Source organism: Nonomuraea insulae (assembly GCF_042656245.1).
This window is the reverse complement of the sequence record NZ_JBHSPA010000006.1, coordinates 336,516-353,814: the sequence shown is the minus strand read 5'-3', so window position 1 is coordinate 353,814 and position 17,299 is coordinate 336,516. Positions and strand designations below refer to the sequence as shown.

The 17,299-nt window shown below is 70.8% G+C and carries 16 protein-coding genes and 1 pseudogene; 10 read left to right on the top strand and 7 right to left on the bottom strand.

The window, feature by feature from the left end:
• Positions 1 to 234 (top strand): multicopper oxidase domain-containing protein (locus ACFPZ3_RS04375; RefSeq protein WP_379512623.1); only part of this gene is annotated, 234 nt, incomplete at its 5' end.
• Here the strand turns inward: ACFPZ3_RS04375 and ACFPZ3_RS04370 are convergent.
• Complete coding sequence (locus ACFPZ3_RS04370) at positions 235 to 705, bottom strand: MSMEG_6728 family protein (RefSeq protein ID WP_379512622.1); 471 nt, start codon at positions 703 to 705, stop codon at positions 235 to 237.
• 73 nt (positions 706 to 778) lie between these two features.
• Here ACFPZ3_RS04370 and ACFPZ3_RS04365 point away from each other — a divergent pair, with 73 nt between their 5' ends.
• Positions 779 to 3,067 (top strand): xanthine dehydrogenase family protein molybdopterin-binding subunit, encoded by a 2,289-nt coding sequence (locus ACFPZ3_RS04365; protein WP_379512621.1) that lies wholly within the window; start codon positions 779 to 781, stop codon positions 3,065 to 3,067.
• 1 nt (position 3,068) lies between these two features.
• Here ACFPZ3_RS04365 and ACFPZ3_RS04360 read toward each other — a convergent pair whose 3' ends face one another.
• Positions 3,069 to 3,260 carry a hypothetical protein gene (locus ACFPZ3_RS04360; RefSeq protein ID WP_379512620.1) on the bottom strand — a complete coding sequence of 64 codons (192 nt, stop codon included), beginning with the start codon at positions 3,258 to 3,260 and terminating at the stop codon, positions 3,069 to 3,071.
• Positions 3,261 to 3,455: 195 nt separating this feature from the next.
• Here ACFPZ3_RS04360 and ACFPZ3_RS04355 point away from each other — a divergent pair, with 195 nt between their 5' ends.
• The gene (locus ACFPZ3_RS04355) at positions 3,456 to 3,923 is read left to right on the top strand and encodes an ATP-binding protein (protein WP_379512619.1); all 468 of its coding nucleotides are present in this window, start codon (positions 3,456 to 3,458) and stop codon (positions 3,921 to 3,923) included.
• Here the strand turns inward: ACFPZ3_RS04355 and ACFPZ3_RS04350 are convergent.
• A complete protein-coding gene (locus ACFPZ3_RS04350) occupies positions 3,907 to 5,277 on the bottom strand; it encodes an MFS transporter (RefSeq protein ID WP_379512618.1) in 1,371 nt (456 codons plus the stop codon). The two genes, ACFPZ3_RS04355 and ACFPZ3_RS04350, sit on opposite strands and share 17 nt — an antisense overlap.
• Before the next feature lie 85 nt (positions 5,278 to 5,362).
• On the opposite strand from ACFPZ3_RS04350, the gene ACFPZ3_RS04345 reads away from it, so the two are divergent.
• The 4 genes from ACFPZ3_RS04345 to ACFPZ3_RS04330 all read left to right on the top strand — a co-directional run bounded on the left by ACFPZ3_RS04345 (position 5,363) and on the right by ACFPZ3_RS04330 (position 10,883).
• Entirely contained in the window at positions 5,363 to 6,343 is a 981-nt protein-coding gene (locus tag ACFPZ3_RS04345) for an AsnC family transcriptional regulator (RefSeq protein ID WP_379512617.1), read from the top strand.
• Positions 6,344 to 6,421: 78 nt separating this feature from the next.
• Positions 6,422 to 7,648, top strand: coding sequence for a hypothetical protein (locus ACFPZ3_RS04340; protein WP_379512616.1), 1,227 nt, complete (start codon positions 6,422 to 6,424; stop codon positions 7,646 to 7,648).
• A gap of 124 nt (positions 7,649 to 7,772) precedes the next feature.
• Positions 7,773 to 9,959 (top strand): polysaccharide lyase 8 family protein, encoded by a 2,187-nt coding sequence (locus ACFPZ3_RS04335; protein ID WP_379512615.1) that lies wholly within the window; start codon positions 7,773 to 7,775, stop codon positions 9,957 to 9,959.
• Between the two features lie 87 nt (positions 9,960 to 10,046).
• Positions 10,047 to 10,883 (top strand): patatin-like phospholipase family protein, encoded by an 837-nt coding sequence (locus ACFPZ3_RS04330; protein ID WP_379512614.1) that lies wholly within the window; start codon positions 10,047 to 10,049, stop codon positions 10,881 to 10,883.
• On the opposite strand, the gene ACFPZ3_RS04325 is transcribed toward ACFPZ3_RS04330, so the two are convergent.
• Together ACFPZ3_RS04325 and ACFPZ3_RS04320 are read right to left on the bottom strand one after the other, a co-directional pair.
• The gene (locus ACFPZ3_RS04325) at positions 10,880 to 11,680 is read right to left on the bottom strand and encodes an alpha/beta fold hydrolase (protein ID WP_379512613.1); all 801 of its coding nucleotides are present in this window, start codon (positions 11,678 to 11,680) and stop codon (positions 10,880 to 10,882) included. The two genes, ACFPZ3_RS04330 and ACFPZ3_RS04325, sit on opposite strands and share 4 nt — an antisense overlap.
• Before the next feature lie 71 nt (positions 11,681 to 11,751).
• Complete coding sequence (locus ACFPZ3_RS04320; protein WP_379512612.1) at positions 11,752 to 12,918, bottom strand: acyl-CoA dehydrogenase family protein; 1,167 nt, start codon at positions 12,916 to 12,918, stop codon at positions 11,752 to 11,754.
• 342 nt (positions 12,919 to 13,260) lie between these two features.
• Here ACFPZ3_RS04320 and ACFPZ3_RS04315 point away from each other — a divergent pair.
• Positions 13,261 to 14,984, top strand: a pseudogene (locus tag ACFPZ3_RS04315) (ABC-F family ATP-binding cassette domain-containing protein).
• A gap of 108 nt (positions 14,985 to 15,092) precedes the next feature.
• Here the strand turns inward: ACFPZ3_RS04315 and ACFPZ3_RS04310 are convergent.
• Positions 15,093 to 15,311 (bottom strand): DUF397 domain-containing protein, encoded by a 219-nt coding sequence (locus tag ACFPZ3_RS04310; RefSeq protein ID WP_379512611.1) that lies wholly within the window; start codon positions 15,309 to 15,311, stop codon positions 15,093 to 15,095.
• Positions 15,304 to 16,125: a helix-turn-helix domain-containing protein gene (locus ACFPZ3_RS04305; RefSeq protein ID WP_379512610.1), complete on the bottom strand. Its 822-nt coding sequence runs from the start codon at positions 16,123 to 16,125 to the stop codon at positions 15,304 to 15,306. The genes ACFPZ3_RS04310 and ACFPZ3_RS04305 overlap by 8 nt, the downstream gene beginning before the upstream one ends.
• 256 nt (positions 16,126 to 16,381) lie before the next feature.
• On the opposite strand from ACFPZ3_RS04305, the gene ACFPZ3_RS04300 reads away from it, so the two are divergent.
• Both ACFPZ3_RS04300 and ACFPZ3_RS04295 read left to right on the top strand, forming a co-directional pair.
• Positions 16,382 to 16,789, top strand: a complete 408-nt coding sequence (locus ACFPZ3_RS04300) for an ATP-binding protein (RefSeq protein ID WP_379512609.1) — start codon at positions 16,382 to 16,384, stop codon at positions 16,787 to 16,789.
• A gap of 106 nt (positions 16,790 to 16,895) precedes the next feature.
• On the top strand, positions 16,896 to 17,144 hold the full coding sequence (locus ACFPZ3_RS04295) for a hypothetical protein (RefSeq protein ID WP_379512608.1): 249 nt from the start codon (positions 16,896 to 16,898) through the stop codon (positions 17,142 to 17,144).
• Positions 17,145 to 17,299 lie beyond the last annotated feature (155 nt).

Sequence of the window (17,299 nt, the reverse complement as noted above, 5' to 3'; positions counted from 1 at the left end):
ACCAGCGACGTCGCGCATCCCGTGCACCTCCATCTCGACCACTTCCAGGTGTTGTCGGTCAACGGCGAGCGGCCGCAGGGGCCGCCGGAGTGGAAGGACACCGTCGAGCTGCGCGACGCCCAGACCGTCGAGATCGTCACCCGCTTCACCGACTACCGGGGCCGCTACGTCCTGCACTGTCACAACCTCGAACACGAGGACATGGCCATGATGGCGGCCTTCGAGGTGGTGTGATCAGGCGGGCAGGCGGTCGGAGCGGGGCCAGACGTAGTCGAGGTCGTCCGGTTCGTCGCCGAAGAGGGGGCGGTAGAAGCTGGGGTCCTTGCGCAGCAGCGCCGAGCGGTGGCTGAGGTGCAGCTTCTCGTCGCCGAGCCAGGGTGGCAGCTCGCCGGCCGCCGCCAGGTCGGCCTGGGGGCGCACACCGGGCGCGTCGCGGTGCCGGGCCAGCTCGGTCGTCATCGTGGCCGCGCAGGTGTCGGGCCGGCCCATGGAACACCAGTGGCCGCAGATCTCCAGGCCGTACCGGACGAGCGCCTCCTCGTAGCCGGTCCACATCTTGACGGCGGGGTGGTGGCGCCAGCCGTACCCGGGGACGGTGAGGGCGCGCAGGATCTGCAGGGACTCGACGCGCTGCTTGCCCAGGCGTAGCGGGTCGAGGACCGCCGCCGTCGCGGCGAAGTCCGGATATGGCAGGAATGTTTGCATCAGTACCCCAGCTGACGTGCTCCTTCTCGCGGATCGTATAGACCGTTCGGCGTGCGGCGCTCACAATCAGGCCATGGGAGACGCGTATGTCGGCGCGCGGACGCCGCGACGGGAAGACGCCAGGCTGTTGACGGGGAAGAGCAGGTACGTCGGCGGCGTCAGGGTGCCGGGCATGGCGCACGCGTACGTGGTGCGCAGCCCCATACCCCACGGCCGGTTGCTCGGCTGCGACACCAAGGCGGTCTGGGCCGTGGAGGGCGTGCTCGACGTCATCACCCCGGCCGAGGCCGCCGACCTCCGCCTGCCCTGCGTGAACGTGCTGCCGGACCAGCGGCTCACCTCCTACCCGGTGCTGGATGAGGCGATCAGGTACACGGGACAGCCGCTCGCCGTCGTCGTCGCCCGCACGCCCGAGGCCGCCAGGGACGCCGCCGACCTGCTCGACCTGGACCTTGACGAGCTGCCCGCGACCGTGGGGGCCGAGCGGGCGCTGGAGAGCGACGCCCCGCTGCTCTACCCCGAGCTGGGCACGAACCTGATCAGCGAGTTCACCATGGGCGACGACGACTGCCTGGCCGCCGTGGAGGGGGCCGAGCACGTGGTCGAGATGACGTTCAGGACGGGCCGGGTCTCGCCGTACCCGATGGAGCCGCGCGGCGTGGTGGCCGTCCACACCGACGACGAGCTGACCGTGCACATCTCCTCCCAGGCGCCGCACCACGTGCGCGAGCACCTGGCGGACGCGTTCGGGCTGGACCACGACCGGGTACGCGTCATCAGCCGCGACACCGGCGGCGGGTTCGGCGGCAAGGAGCACGTCTACCCGGACGAGGCGCTCATCTGCCTGGCCGCGATGCGCACCGGCCTGCCCGTGAGCTGGTCGGAGTCGCCGGGCGACCGGCTGTTCGCCACGCTGCCCGCCCGGCAGGCCGTGCACCGGGCACGGCTGGCGCTCGACGGCGACGGGCGGTTCGTGGCGCTGCACGTGGACGTGCTCGGCGACCTCGGCGCCCATCCGTCGAACGTGGGCTGCTCGACGTTCGCGGTCACGGCCACGCTGGTGCCGGGGCCCTACCGGTTCGACCGGTGCGCCGTACGCGTGCGCGGCGTCGTCACCACGACCACCCCGACCGGCTCCTACCGCGGCTTCGGCCAGCCCGAGGGCACGCTGACCAGGGAGCGGCTGATCGACGAGGCCGCCCGCCGGCTCGGGATCGACCGGATCGAGCTGCGGTTGCGGAACATGGTCGGGCCCGAGGAGATGCCGTACACCTCGCGGGTGTACCAGATCTACGACTCCGGCGACTACCCGCGCGCCCTGCGTACGCTGCGCGACCTCGTGCGGCCCCTGGCGAAGCCCCTGTCGAAGGACGACGGGCGCAGGCGGGGCGTGGGCTACTCCTGCCACGTCGAGAGCACCGGTCTGGGGCCCTCGATGGATCTGAAGGCCATGGGGATGCTGGCGGGCGGCTACGAGAGCGTGGTCCTGCGCATGGACCAGGACGCGTCCGTGGTGGTGTCGTCCGGGGTGGTGTCGATCGGGCAGGGGATCGAGACGGCGCTGGCCCAGCTCACGGCCGACCGGGTGGGGGTGCCCATCGAGCGGGTGCGGGTGGTGCTGGGGGACACGGCGGCCACGCCGTACTCGTCGGTCGGGTCGGTCGCCAGCCGTTCGCTGGCGGTCGGCGGCGCGGCGCTCACCCAGGCCGCCGAGCGGCTGCGCGACAAGCTGCTGAGCATCGCCGGGCATCGGCTGGAGGCGGCGGCCGACGACCTGGAGATCGCCGACGGGGTGGTGCGGGTGAAAGGCGACCCGCGGGCCTCGGTGACGCTGCGGGAGGTGGCCACGTCGGCATGGCGCGGCTGGGACCTGCCAGAAGGTCTCACGCCCGGGCTGGAGGAACGGGTCAGCTACGACCCGGCGGGCTACACCTTCGCGTACGGCGCCCACGCGGCGGCCGTGGCCGTCGATCCGGAGACCGGGAAGGTCGAGGTGGAGGGCTACTGGGTGGTCAACGACGCCGGCGTGCTGGTCAACCCCGCCGTGGTGGAGGGGCAGATCCGCGGCGGCGTGGCCCAGGGCATCGGGGAGGCGCTGACCGAGGAGATCGTCTACACCGACGACGGGCAGCCGATCGTCGACTACCTGCTGCCCACCACGCGGGAGGTGCCGCACATCGAGGTCGTGATGCTGGAGACGCCTTCGCCGATCACGCCGGGCGGCATGAAGGGCGTCGGCGAGGCCGGCACGATCGGCCCGCCCGCCGCCATCGCGAACGCGGTCGCCGACGCCATGCCGGAGATCGCCGACCGGCTCACCAGTGTCCCCCTGACCCCGTTCGCCGTGTGGTCCCTCCTGTGACCTAGTCGAAGTCGGATGGCTTGCGCTGGGCCGGCCCCGTGGGGTGCACGGCCCTCGTGAGGTCTTCAAGAACCATGCCCGACTCCGACAGCGCCTGCTCCAGAGCCATGCGCCCGGCGGGCTTGGGCTCGGTGTCGGGCCGACGCCCGCGCTTGGTGTCGATCTTCGGTGTGGTCTCGTCCGTACTGCTCATGCCGGTGTCCGTACCCGGCCTGTCCCGGCCGTTTCGTACGACGCACAAAAGAAATGGCGATTTTTCCCCGAACATTGACCCAAAACGCCTTCTCATACGTACACGTTTCGACAGACGTGTACGTCAACCCATAGGCAGGTCCTCTTGTTAAGCGAAACGCGCATTCGCTGCCCCTCAGTCCAGGAAAGAGACGCCATGACCAGGCTGCGATCGACTCGCCGGAGCCGACAGCAGTACGCGTGGCCACTGTCCGAGGACGCACGGACGGTACGCCAGGCACGAGCTCTCATAAGAGCGGAATTGTCGGAACTCTCCCTTTCTTCTGATCTCGTGGACGACGCCGTACTCATGGTCAGCGAATTGATCACCAATGCCTTCATGTACGGCGACGGCCCGTATGAACTGGTGCTCCACGTGGACGCCAAAGAGATCATGTGCGTGGTCGTGGACAGCAGTCCGCTGCTGCCCGCCCCTGCGCCCCCTGACCTCGCGGCCGAGCACGGGCGCGGCTTGCGCATCATCGCCAGGCTCTCCGACGGTTTCTACGGTTGCCACCCCCAGCGCTACGCCACCCGCCCCGACCTGGTCGGGAAGGCCACCTGGTTCGCCCTCCCGCGTCAGGGCACGCCGGGCAACGTGGTGCCGATCAGGGCCGGCGTCTAGTCGTGCCGCTCGTGACCGCGACCAGGACCAGCAGGCCCGCCACGACGCCGGTGACCCCGCTGGCCCGGTAGACGTCGTTCAGCGTCCCGCCCTGGTAGAGGATGCCGAGCACCGCGATGCCCAGCGCGTACCCGAGTTGTCTCACCGTGTTGACCGTGCCCGCGGCCATGCCCGCGCGCTGCGGCGGCGCGTACGTCATGGCGGCGGAGCTCAGCGACGGGATGGCCAGGCCGACGCCCACGCCGGTGACCATCAGGCCGGGCGCCAGCGCGGTCCAGGTGGAGTCCGGCCCGAGCAGGCCCTGCAGGAACGCGCCCGCGGCGATCAGCAGCAGCCCGCCGCCGAGCGCGACCCGCGGCGACAGTCCCGGGAACAGGCGGGACGAGGCCACGGAGACCACCAGTGAGGTGACGGCCATCGGCGACAGCGCCAGCCCCGCCATCACCGGGCCGAGCCGCAGGTCCTGCTGCAGCCAGATCGAGGTGAAGGCCAGGCAGGAGAACGCGGCCGGCATGAGCAGCCCGGCCCCCGCCATGATGCCGCTGAACGACCTGTTGGCGAACAACCGCAGGTCCAGCATGGGGTTCTGACCGCGCCTCTCGGCGAGGAGGAACGCGAGGAACGCCACCGCCGCCACGGCCAGCGGCACGAGCGTGCGCGCCGAGGCCCAGCCGTGCTGGCCGACCTCGACCAGCCCGTACGTCAGCGCGCCCGCCGCCAGCGTGAACGTCACCATGCCGGCCCAGTCGAGCCGGGCCCCGCCGGGCAGTCGCGACTCCTCGACGTCGCGCAGGGTCAGCCAGGCGGCGACCAGGCTGATGGGCAGGTTCACCAGGAAGATGGCCCGCCAGTGCAGGTGCTCGGTGAGCAGGCCGCCGAGCACGGGCGCGATGGCGGCGGCGGCCCCGTTGACGCCGCCCCACACGCCGAACGCGATCCCGCGCTGCCTGCCGTGGTAGGTGGCGCTGACGATGGCCAGGGTCGTGGCCATCATGGCCGCCGCGGCGACGCCCTGCAGCACGCGGGCGCCCAGCAGCAGACCGCCGTTGGGCGCCAGCCCGCAGGCGAGCGAGGCCAGCGCGAACACCGCCAGCGCCGCCAGGTACACCTTGCGCCGTCCCGTGTGGTCGGCGAACGAACCGGCGGCCAGCAGCAGGGCGGCCAGGGCCAGCGCGTAGCCGTCCAGCAGCCACTGCACGCCGGTGAAGGACATGCCCAGATCGGCGGATATATCCGGCAGGGCGACCATGACGATGGTCACATCGACGAGCAACATGAAAGCGCCCAGACTGGCGGCCACCAGCGGCGCCCATGACGTCGTTCCCGCCCTCTCGGGTGCTTGGGTTTGAGTCATGGGGACAACGGTGTGGCCTGCATGCGGGTATTCGCCAGCTTGAGCGGGCATTCTGCTGGTTTTCCGTGTGGCCTACGCTGTGGTGGTGGAAATCATTGACCTCGATGAGGTCGACCGGGGGCTGATGCACGCGTTGCAGGTGGACGGGCGGGCCTCGTTCAGCCGGCTCGCCGAGGTGCTGGAGGTCTCCGACCAGCGGGTGGCGCGCCGCTACCGGCGGCTGCGCTCCACCGGCATGTTGCGCGTGGTCGGCATGGTGGACGGGCGGCGGCTCGGGTACGAGTCGTGGGGGATCAGGCTGCGCTGCACCCCCGACGCGGCGGTGGCGATCGCCGAGGCGCTCGCGCGGCGCTCCGACACCTTCTGGGTGCACCTGCTCTCCGGCGGCACGGAGATCTCCTGCGGCACGTCGCAGCGCACGGCCCAGGAGCGCGAGTCGCTGCTGCTCGGCAAGCTCGCGCGGACCAACCGGGTGTTGTCGGTGTCGGCGCACCGGACCCTGCACACGTTCGTGGGCGGGCGGGTCGGCTGGCCGGGCCTGGCCGTGCTCTCGCCCGGCCAGGTGGCCTTCCTGGAGGAGGGGCGGATCCCCCGCCGGCCGGGCGCGGATGACGGGCTCGCGCTGAGCGCCGGCGACGAGGCGATGCTGGAGGCGCTCTCCCTGGACGGCCGCGTGGGCTACGCCGACCTGGCGGCGGTGACGGGGTGGTCGGAGTCGACGGCCAAGCGCCGGATGGAGCAACTCTGCGCGGCGGGCGCGCTCTTCTTCGACACGGACGTGCTGCCGGCGGCGCTGGGCTACCAGGCGGAGGCCCAGTTGTGGATGTCGGTGCCGCCGGCCGAGCTCGACGCGACAGGGCGGGCGCTGGCCGAGCACGTGGAGGTGGCGTTCGCGGCCGCGACGACGGGGCCGGCCAACCTGAACGCCAGCATCGTGTGCCGTGACGACGCCGCGCTCTACCGCTTCCTGACCGACAAACTGGGCTCGTTGCCCGCGATCAGGGGCATCGAGACCGCGCCGGTCGTCAAGACCGTCAAGCGGGCGGGGGCCCTGCTCCCCCTCTGAGGGTGGGGTGAGCCCTACCGCGAGGTGGGTGGAGCGCAGGCTGGGACACGATCGCCGGAATTCGTAGCGTTCTGTGCCATGAAGAATCCCATGAGGGTCCGGCTGCTCGCTCTGGCCTGCGCCGGGGTCGTTCTGGCCACCGCGACCGCCCCGGTGGCACTTGCCGCGACCGGGGCGCCCGCCGCCGCGCACGCCGTGACGATCGACGACAGGGGCTCGATCGTCACGGCCGACCTGCTGGCACGTATGACGGCCGGGCAGGTCACCGCCTATCTCGGCAAGGAGAAGTTCCCGGTGCCCGCCCGGCCGCAGGGAGCCGACCTGTACGCGGTCGTCTACCGCACCATCGGCGTGGACGGCGCCCCGACCACCGCCAGCGGCGTCGTCGCGTTGCCCGCCCGGTCCAGGAAGGGGTTGTGGACGGTCAGCTACGCGCACGGCACCCTGGCCACCAAGGCCGACGCGGGGTCGGTGGCCGACCAGGACGGGCGGACGGTGCCGCTGATGTTCGCCGCGGCGGGGTTCGCCGGGGTGGCGCCCGACTACCTCGGGCTCGGCAAGGGGCCCGGTTTCCACCCGTACATGGACGCGGCCACCGAGGCGTCGGCCTCCACCGACCTGCTGCGGGCGGCGGGGGAGCTGGCCGGGCGTCAGGGGCGGACGTTGAGCGGGGACGTGCTGGTCACCGGGTTCTCCCAGGGTGGGCATGCGGCCATGGCGCTGGGCAAGGAGTTGCGGGGCGATCCGGCGTACCGGCTGCGGGGGGTCGCGCCGATCTCGGGGCCGTACCACGTGCGCCGGGCCGAGCTGCCCGCGCTGCTCGGGGGGCGGCTCGAACCGCACAGCGCCACGTTCTACCTGGCGTACTGGACCGTCTCGATGAACCGGCTGCACCACCTGTACGACTCCCCGTCGGAGGTGTTCCGCGACCCGGGCGTGGAGAAGTTGTTCGACGGGAGCCACGACTTCGACGAGATCGTGGCCGGGCTGCCCGCCACGCCGCGCGACCTGGTCACCGCCGCCTATCTCAAGCGCGTCGCGAAGCCGTCGGGGGCTGTTCTGCGGGCGACGGAGGCCAACGACGGCACCTGCGCCGATTGGCGGGCCGGGGTGCCGGTGCGGTTGTTCGCCGGGCACGGTGACAAGGACGTGGCGTTCGCCAACTCGCGCCTCTGCCTGGGTGAGCTCCGGGCGAGCGGGGTCAGGGTGAAGCTGACCGACGTGGGGGACGTCGATCACACGACCTCGGCGCTCCGCTCGCTGCCTCAGGTGCTCGACTGGTTCGGCGATCTGCGGCGGGCGTGATGACGGCCGGGCGCTCTCCGAGGTGCGTCCGGCGTGATGACGGCGCCGGGCGCTCTCGGGGGTGCGTCCGGTGTGATGACGGCGCCGGGCGCTCTCGGGGGGCGTCCGGCGTGATAATCGAGGCGTGTGGTGGCCTTCCAGGCGGTCGTTTCTCCGGCTCGGCGGCGTGGCCGCGGCCGGGACGGCCGGGGCGCTCGTGCCGGCGGGGGTGGCGTACACGCCTGACGACACGTTCGTGTTGTTGCGGCGTCGCTGGCGGGAGGTGACGTCGGGGCCGCCGCACGAGCCGGACGCGGGGCCGTACCGGGCGCTGGGGCGGGCCGCCGCCCGCTACCGCGACACGATGGCGCCCGGCTCCTCCTCGCTCTGGCCCGGCCTGCCCTTCCCCTCGTACGCGGCCACGCCGCGGCGGATCCAGACCATGGCGCGCGCGTACGCGATGGAGGGGTCCGGGCTGACCGGCGACGCGGGTCTCGCCGAGGCCGTGGCCGAGGGGGTGGAGCACTACCGGCGCCACGTCTACACCGCGGGCGCCGATCCGATCGGCAACTGGTGGAACTGGGCGATCGGGGTGCCGAAGGCGCTGCTCGACGCGGCCGTGCTGACCGGGCTGCAGAGCGCCGCCCTGGGGGAGGCGGTGGATCATTTCTCACCGGAGAGACGCTTATCCCGCTATTCCGGTAACAGCACCGCCGCCAACCGGGTGGACCTGTGCCTGGTGACGCTGCTGCGGGCCATGCTCTCCGACGACCACGCCAAGGCGGGTCTCGCCGTCTCGGCGTTGTCGCCGGTGTTCCCGACCGTGTCGGAGGGTGATGGTTTCTACCAGGACGGGTCGTTCATCCAGCACACGTCCGTTCCCTACCAGGGGGCCTACGGGGTGACGCTGCTGTCGGGGCTCGCCCTGTTGTACGCGGTGCTGCGCGGCTCGCCCTGGGAGCTCGCGGACCGGCGGATCTTCGACGTGATCGAGCGGTCGTTCGCCCCTTTCGTGCTCGACGGGGCGTGTATGGATCTTGTCCGCGGGAGGGGAGTCGGCAGGAGGGCGTTCGGCGATCACGAGCGCGGACGGGAGATCGCCGCCGCGATCCTGCTGCTGGGGGAGAGCGCTCCGGCCGGACAGCGGGCGCGGTGGCAGGCGATGGTCAAGGGCTGGGCGGTACGCGGCGGGTACGGGCCGAGGCTGGAGCCCGCCTTCCACGCCCGCCTGGCGGCGATCATGGACGACTCCGTGCCCGTGGCGCCGGAGCCGGTCGGGCACCGGCTGCTGCCCATGAGCGCCAGGGCCGTGCACCGGCGTCCCGGCTGGAGCGCGGGGCTCAGCATGGCCTCCTACCGGATCGGGCACTACGAGCACGGCAACGGGGAGAACCTGCGTGGCTGGCACACCGGATCCGGAATGCTCTACTGGTGGGCCGAGGGGCACGGTGACCACTACTCCGACTCCTTCTGGCCGACCGTGGACCCCTACCGGCTGCCGGGCACGACCGTCTCCACCCTGCGGCTGCCTGACGGGGCGGGAGGGGGATGGGGTGACACCCGTACGCCGTGGCGGTGGGTGGGCGGGGCGACGGATGGCACGTATGCGGTGGCCGGGCAACATCTGAGCGGCTTGGAGAGCACGATGGAGGCCTTCAAGTCGTGGGTCTTCCTCGATGACGCGGTCGTCTGCCTGGGGGCGGGCATCACCGGCCAGGACGGGGTGGCCGTCGAGACGATCGTGGACAACCGCAGGACCGCGGCCCGGCTCGGGGCCGGCGAGGGGTGGGCTCATGTCGAGGGGCATGGGGGATATGTCGTACCCGACGGTCAGGTCCTGCGCACGCTGCGGGAAAGCCGGGACGGCGGTGGGGTGCGCCGCGACTACGTGACGCTCTGGCTCGACCACGGCGTCGACCCGCGTGCGGCCTCCTACGTCTACGCGCTTCTGCCGGGGGCGGACGAGGAGGGGACGCGGGCCCGAGCCGCCGACCGGGGGTGGGTGCGCGTGGTGGCCAACACCGCGCGGCTGCAGGCCGTTCACGTGCCCTCGCTGGGCGTCACGGCGGCCTGCTTCTGGAACGCGGGGACCGCCGGCGACCTGACCGCCTCCGCGCCGTGCGCGGTCCTGGTGCGTGAGCTGCCCGGCGGGACCGCCACCGTGACCGTCGCGGATCCTCGGTGCGAGCTGGACGAACTGCGCGTGACCTGGGCCCGGCCGGTGGTGGACGTGCTGCGCGGAGACGCCCTCCTGGAGGACGGCACGCTCACGTTCGAGCGGCTGGCCGGCCAGGAGGGCGCCTCGGTGACGGTCACCGTAAGGCTCGGCTGACGGCGCATCCGTCAGAAGCCGCTGTTCGCCCCGGATGAGCCCTGGGATAGGTTCACGAGCGATGACGACGGCATACGTGGAGGGCCGATGAGCGAGAGCAGGCGGGCGCTGGTGCTGGGCGGCGGGGGAGTCGCCGGGATCGCGTGGGAGACGGGCGTGCTGGCCGGGCTCGCGGACGGCGGGGTCGACGTCACGACCGCCGACCGGATCATCGGCACGTCGGCCGGCTCCACGGTGGCCGCCCAGATCACCAGCGGCCTGTCCCTGCCCGACCTGCTCGCCCGCCAGTCCGACCCCGCGCTCCAGTCGCCCGAGCTGCCCCCCGGCGACATATCGATGGAAGAGCTCTGGGCCAGGTTCCAGCAGATCTCAGAAAGCGCTCTCGACCCGGCCGGGCAGCGGCGCGAGATCGGCGCGCTGGCGCTCGGGGCGGAAACGGTCAGCGAGGCCAGGCGCCGCGAGGTGATCGAGGCCCGGCTGCCGGTGCACGACTGGCCGCGGCGCGACCTGGTGATCGTGGCCCTGGACGCCCATACCGGCGAGCCGCGCCTGTTCGGGCCCGACTCTGGGGTGGGCCTGGTGGACGCGGTGGCCGCCAGTTGCGCGGTCCCGGGCGTGTGGCCGTGCGTGACCATCGACGGCGCGCGGTACATGGACGGCGGTGTGCGCGCGGCCACGAACGCCGACCTCGCGGCCGGGTTCGATCGTGTCCTGGTGCTGGCCGCCATGCCCGACCTGGGAGAACCGTCGTGGGCCCGGCTGGAGGGCACGGTCGAGGTGATCGAACCCGACCAGGCGTCGCTGACGGCGTTCGGCGCCAACCCGCTCGCCCCGGAGACCCGCACCCCCAGCGCCGAGGCTGGCTACGCGCAGGGCCGCGCCGCGGCGCCGAAGGTGGCGGTGGCCTGGAACGACCAGGCTTAGCCGTCGGCGAGGACCTTCCTCAGCACCTCCGCGAACTCCCCGGTGGCCTCCATGAACCCGACGTGCTCCCCGGGGAACTCCGCCGGCACCGTGCCGAGCAGCTCCGCCAGCGCCACCGACGTCCGGTACGTGACTAGCTTGCCCGACTCCACCCCTATCCCCACGACGACCCGGGCGGAGGCGGCCCGAAGCGCGGCGACGTCGGGGACGTAGCGGGTGGTGCCGCGTAGTTCGTGGGCGAAGAAGCGGGCACCGTCGGCGAGGGACTGCTCCGACGGCTCCCCGGGAGGCGCGGCCTCGTCGTCGAACCCGGCGTTGCCCATGAACTTCCCGAAGGCGGCCTCCAGCCCGTCGCGGTGGAAGGTCTCGATCATGTCGTCCGTGGCGGCCCGCTGCTCGGCGGCGTCGGGCAGCAGCTCCAGCGAGGGCGGCTCGTGCGCGACGAGCGTGCGCACCCGTCCCGGATGCCGCGCGACCAGCGCCAGCCCCGTCACCGCCCCGCCGCTGCTGCCGAACACGTCGGCGGACTCGGCCCCCAGCGCGTCGAGGATGGCGGCGAGGTCGTCGGCGCGCAGTTCGGGCGTCGAGTCCTGGGTGGGATCGTCCAGCACACTGCCCGAGATGCCCCGGGGGTCGTGCGTGACGACGGTGTGGTCGGCGGCCATCGCGTCGGCCAGCGACGCGAACTCGGCCGCCGCCATCGGCGCGCCGGTCACCACCAGCAGCGGCCCGGAGCCGCGCACCTCGTAACGCAGTCGCACGCCGGGACGCTTCAGGGTGTGGGTGGTGGTCGTCATGGGGATCGTCCTTCCTCCGGTGCACTTGTCCTAGGTCAGACCGTCACCGTGGGCGAAACTCATCGGCGATCTCACGGCTCCAGGTTCAGGACCGCCCAGGTCTCGCCCGGCGCCAGGCCGGCCAGTTCGCGGCCGCACTCGCGCAGGAACTGCGGCCCCGACAGGATGTGGGCGGCGCCCGCGTGGATGTCCCTGAACAGCCGCTGGATCAGCCCGTCGCGCAGCGAGGAGGTGCCGCCCGAGGCGTACACGAAACGCGCCACCTCCGTGACCGTCGAGGTCATGTGGTTGAGCGCGAGCCGTAGCATCGTCTCCTCCCGCACGTCGAGCGTGCGGCCCGCCGCCAGGGCGCGTTCCGCGTCGTCCCACGCCTGGTGGATCAGGGCCTTCGCGGCGCGGTACTTCACCTCGGCCCTGGCGAAGTCGGCGTGGAAGGCGTCGCTGCCGGCGAGCTGGCCAGGCCGCCCGCTGCGCTCTCCCGCGTACCTGATCAGCTCGTCGAGCAGCCGGCGGCCGATGCCGAGCGCCCAGCCGGAGTGGCAGATCAGCGCCTGGTCGAGCAGCCCGAGCCGGTAGACGGCGCCGCCGCGCAGTGGCTCGTTGGTGGAGAAGACGTGCGAGTACGAGTCCGGTACGAACGCGCCGTCGATCGAGTAGTCGATGCTGCCCGTCGCGCGCAGGCCCAGGACGTCCCAGTTGCCGAGCATCTTGACGTCCTCCATCGGGGTGATGAAGATCCGTGCCTCGTCGGTGCCCTCTATGGCGCCCAGGCTGTGGGCGTACTGGGCGTGTGGCATGCCGGAGGCGAAGCTCCACTGCCCGCTGAGGCGGAACCCGCCCTTCTCCGGTACGGCGACGCCCGCCCTGGTGCCCTGGCCCGCGATCAGCGGCATCCGGGGACCCGTGAAGATCCGCTCGATGGCCTCGTCAGGCAGGTAGGCCCCGGCCGTGCCGTTCTCCAGCGTGGTGGCCATGACGACCCAGCCCGTGGAGGGGTCGGCGTACGAGAGCTGCTCGAAGACCGCGAGCAGCTCCTTGGGGGACGATTCGGCGCCACCGAGCGGGGCCGGCACCCAGATGCCGAAGATTCCGGCCTCGTGCAGGGCGTCCACGACGGTGTCGGTGAGTCTGGCCTGCGCCTCGGCCTTGTCGGCCTCGCGTTCGATCAGCGTGCGCAGGTCGCGGGCTCGCTCCAGCAGGGTAAAGCCGGCGGTGTTCAGTCGCGGCGTGTCGCTCATTTCCCGGTGCTCCTGTTCGTGATCGGCGGCGCTTTACTCCGTCAGATCACGAACGCGGCACGTTGTCCAGAGCCGGACCGGTCCGGCACGTTGTCCAGAGCCGGACCGGTCCGGCACGTTGTCCAGAGCCGGCGCGGGCCGGTCGCGGACTTCGTCGTCAGGGGGCCGGTGCTATCGTGAAAGAGACTTGAGACTTAGGAGACCAGGCATGGCAGGTGACGACGACATCTCCGGGTGATACCGGAGGTTGACCGGCCCCGGCAGGCGCGAAACGACCGCGCCGCCGACGTGGCCTCAGTCGTCATCCCCTGTCACTTCTCATGTGCATGAGGTCTCTTTCGCATGTCCGATGCGTTCATCGTCTGTTCCAACCTGTCCTTTTCCTGGCCTGACGACACCCCTGTCTTCAGCGACCTGTCCTTCAGCGTGGGCGGCGGCCGTACCGGCCTGGTCGCCCCGAACGGCGCCGGCAAGAGCACGCTGCTCAAGCTGATCGCCGGCGAGTATCGTCCCCGTGGCGGCAACGTCGCCGTCGAGGGCGTGCTCGGTTACCTGCCGCAGAGCCTGTCGCTCACCGGCGACCTGACCGTGGCCGAGGTCCTGGGCATCGCCCCGGTGATCGCCGCGCTGGACGCCATCGAGTCGGGCGACGCCGGCGAGGAGCACTTCACCACCATCGGCAACGACTGGGACATCGAGGAGCGAACCCGTGCCCAGCTCGACCGGCTCGGCCTCGGTGACCTGGCGTTCGGCCGCTCGCTGGGCACGCTGAGCGGCGGGCAGGTCGTCTCGCTCGGCCTGGCCGCGCAGCTCCTCAAACGGCCCGACGTCCTGCTGCTCGACGAGCCGACGAACAACCTTGACCTCGGCGCCCGCCGCAGGTTGTACGACGTGCTCGGTGACTGGAACGGCTGCCTGCTCCTGGTCAGCCACGACCGGGCGCTGCTCGACCGCATGGACCGCATCGCCGAACTCGACCGTGGCGAGATGCGCTTCTACGGGGGCGACTTCAGCGCGTATGAGGAGGCCGTACGCACCGAGCAGGAAGCCGCGGAGCGCACCGTGCGCAGCGCCGAGCAGGAGCTCAAGCGGGAGAAGCGGGAGATGCAGCAGGCCCGCGAGCGCGCCGAGCGCCGGGCCGGCAACGCCGCGCGCAACCTCAAGAGCGCCGGCCTGCCGCGGATCTTCGCGGGGAACATGAACGCGGCGCGCAGGAGTCGGCCGGGCGCGCCGGCCAGATGCACGCCTCCCGCGTCAGCGACGCCAGGTCCAGGCTCGACGAGGCCGGGCGGGCGCTGCGCGACGACCAGCGGATCGCCCTGGAGCTGCCGGGCACCCACGTGCCCGCCGGGCGCACGGTCTTCCACGGCGAACACCTGCGGGCGCGCGGCCTGTTCGCCGATCCGGGCATCGACCTGACCGTACGCGGGCCCGAGCGCATCGCGCTGACCGGCCCGAACGGCGCGGGCAAGTCCACGTTGCTGCGCCTGATCAGCGGCGACCTGCAGCCCGACGGCGGCACGACCGGGCGCGGTGAGCAGCGGACCGACGCGGGTACGACCGAGAGGTCCGACGGCGCCACGATCAGGCGGGCCGACGCGGGTACGACCGAGAGGTCCGACGGCGCCACGATCAGGCGGGCCGACGGCCGGGTCGCCTTCCTGTCGCAGCGGCTCGACCTGCTCGACGTCGAGCGCACCGTGGCCGAGAACCTGGCCGCGTTCGCCCCCGGCATGCTGGAAGCGGATCGGATGAACCTGCTGGCCCGCTTCCTGTTCCGGGGCCCCCGGGCGCACCTGCCGGTGAGCGTGTTGTCGGGCGGCGAACGGCTGCGCGCCACCCTGGCCTGCGTGTTGTGCGCCGAGCCCGCGCCGCAGCTCCTGCTGCTCGACGAGCCCACCAACAATCTCGACCTGGTCAGCGTGGGGCAGTTGGAGAGCGCGCTGGGGGCGTACGAGGGGGCGTTCGTGGTGGTCAGCCACGACGAGCGGTTCCTCGCGGAGATCAGGGTGGAGCGCCGGCTGGAGCTTTCCGGGGGACGGCTGCTGGAGGTCGCCGGTGAATGACGCAGAAGGCTGTACGGGTTCCCTACCTACCAACCTGTAGGGATCGCGGCCTGAGGGAGGGGGCCTACGAGTACTACGAGTAGGGCCCCCTCCGTAGGGCCGCCACAGCTAGGACAGGTCGAATTCCCCGTTGGAAGCTCCGTTCAGGAAGGCAAGCCATTCGTCCCTGGTGAAGCTCAGGACAGGCCCCTTCCCGTGCTCTTTGGTGTCTCTGACGAGAACGCTGTCGTCCGACCGCCGCATCACCTCGACGCAGCTCCCACCGTTCCCGCCAGACGCTTTGGCCTTGGTCCACACGTCCACACGGAGACCGTCTGAGTTACTCATAACTCTCCATCACCTCGCGAATGGTCTCCCGACTCTTGTCTACGGGATACGCCATGCTGGACAGGGCTTCCCACCGCACAATAAGCGCTTGCACGGTCTTGGCGCGATTCGTTACCCGGCCCTCCTCGGCACTCTCCAGGTAGGCGTGGTCCGGTCCGCCGTCCAGAAGTGTGGCGATCTCGAATGCGCCGAGACATCCCACCGTGAGCCCAGCTTTGAGGGGGATGATCCGTACTGTGATGTACGGAGGATTGAGTACATCCAGGAGCTTGCGAAGTTGCCCTCGCATAACCTCGGAGCCTCCCACAGGTCGATGGAGGACACCCTCATCAATGAGGGTCGAGTACATCGGTCGTGCCGGTGTGGTCAAGACAGTTTGCCTGTGGATACGGATCCGCACCGCCTGGTCGACATCCTGCTCAGTGATTCCGGGCTCTCCAAGGAATACGTGCCTGGCGTAATCCTCCGTCTGGAGTAGGCCAGGGATAAGCATCGGCTCGGATGTTCGGATGGTGTGAGCCGCCCCCTCTACTTTCGGCCACTCTCGGAACCACCGAGGCCCCAGAACGCCATAGATCTGCGGGAGTAGCTCTAGGAGTTGCCCGTTCAGCCCTAGGGCTTTCTCCACCTCGCGGGTGAACTCCTCGCTCGGCTTGCGCAGGAGTCGCTCGACATGCCCAACGGCGCTTTCACTGTAGGACAGCCGGTCCGCGAGTCGTTCTTGGGTCAACTTCTGGTCCATCCGGATGCCGCGTAGGCGTGCGGCGTACTCAGCCCACGCCGCTCTACTGGAATCGTGCCCGTCTTGCGGCATATCACACCCTTTCTGGCGCTATATCCCTTCGCATAGTTACGCAGAAGGTTGGCGTACTAACTGTATGGAACTGTACGCCTAATCTTTAACGCCTACCAGTGGAAGAAAGCCCATGCTGTAAGGGCCTACTCAAAGTTTCGGGAGGTGCAAGCCTCAAGCAGGAACGTACATGTCTGTGCGGACAGTACGCCGATCTTCAGAGGTGACCATGCGGGCAGTTGTGTCAGATCCTCCACGCGCAGGCGTGAAGGTGTGGATGCTCCGGGAGCTTGATGACCAGGCGTTGTTGCCTGGGCTGGCTCGCCAGGAGTTGCGGGGATGGATGGGGGATCACTGGGCGGTGGGGGATCTCCAGGTGATCGCGTCGGAGTTGGTGACGAACGCGATGGTGTACGGCGGTGGCGCGTGGGTGCGGATGAGCCTGCGGCCGGAAGAGCAGGGCGGGCGGCGGTACTGGCGGTTGACAGTGGTGGACCCTGGCCGGTCGGGGACGGTTCCGATGCCGCGTATGCCGGGGGTTGGCGAGATGACGGGCCGGGGTCTGTGGATCGTGGACGCGCTGACGAGCGGGTCTTGGGCCACGAGTCTCACGCAGGCCGGCGAACGGGCCGTGTGGGCTCGGCTGCCGTTCGAAGCGCCGATGGAAGGAGGGCGGGAGCGATGACGGCCAGTACGCAACGGAGTCGCTCCGGATGGCTGGCGCGGACACGTTTTGACGCCTACCCAGATCCTCCGATGTCGCATTGCGAACGGTTGAAATGGAGCGTTCCATGGCAACGGCAGGCGGAGTGGACGTGACCGGAGGTAGAGCATTTCCCGGTTGGGAGATTCTGGAGGGTGCCGGGGGCGGCTATATCGCCTTCCGTACTGTCTTGGTTTCCACGAAGAGCGGCCTGTCCAATGTGCGCTGCGGCGCGACCCGACGTGAACTGTTCGAGCACCTGGAGCAGGAAACCCGACTCGAACGCCAGCCTCGTCAAGCTTCTCGTCCGACCAAGGACGCGCGAGGCGCGGCATGAGATCCGCGTGCCTGCCATCGGTACAGCCCCTGAGGCCGGCTGTGGTGATTCGTTGGCGTCCCGCGTCGGGACAGCGGGAGGAACGGCTGAGCCCCAAGGCGCGAAGCGCCCACTTGCGATGACCTTGCGTGCCGAAGGCGCGCCCCGGGAGGGCG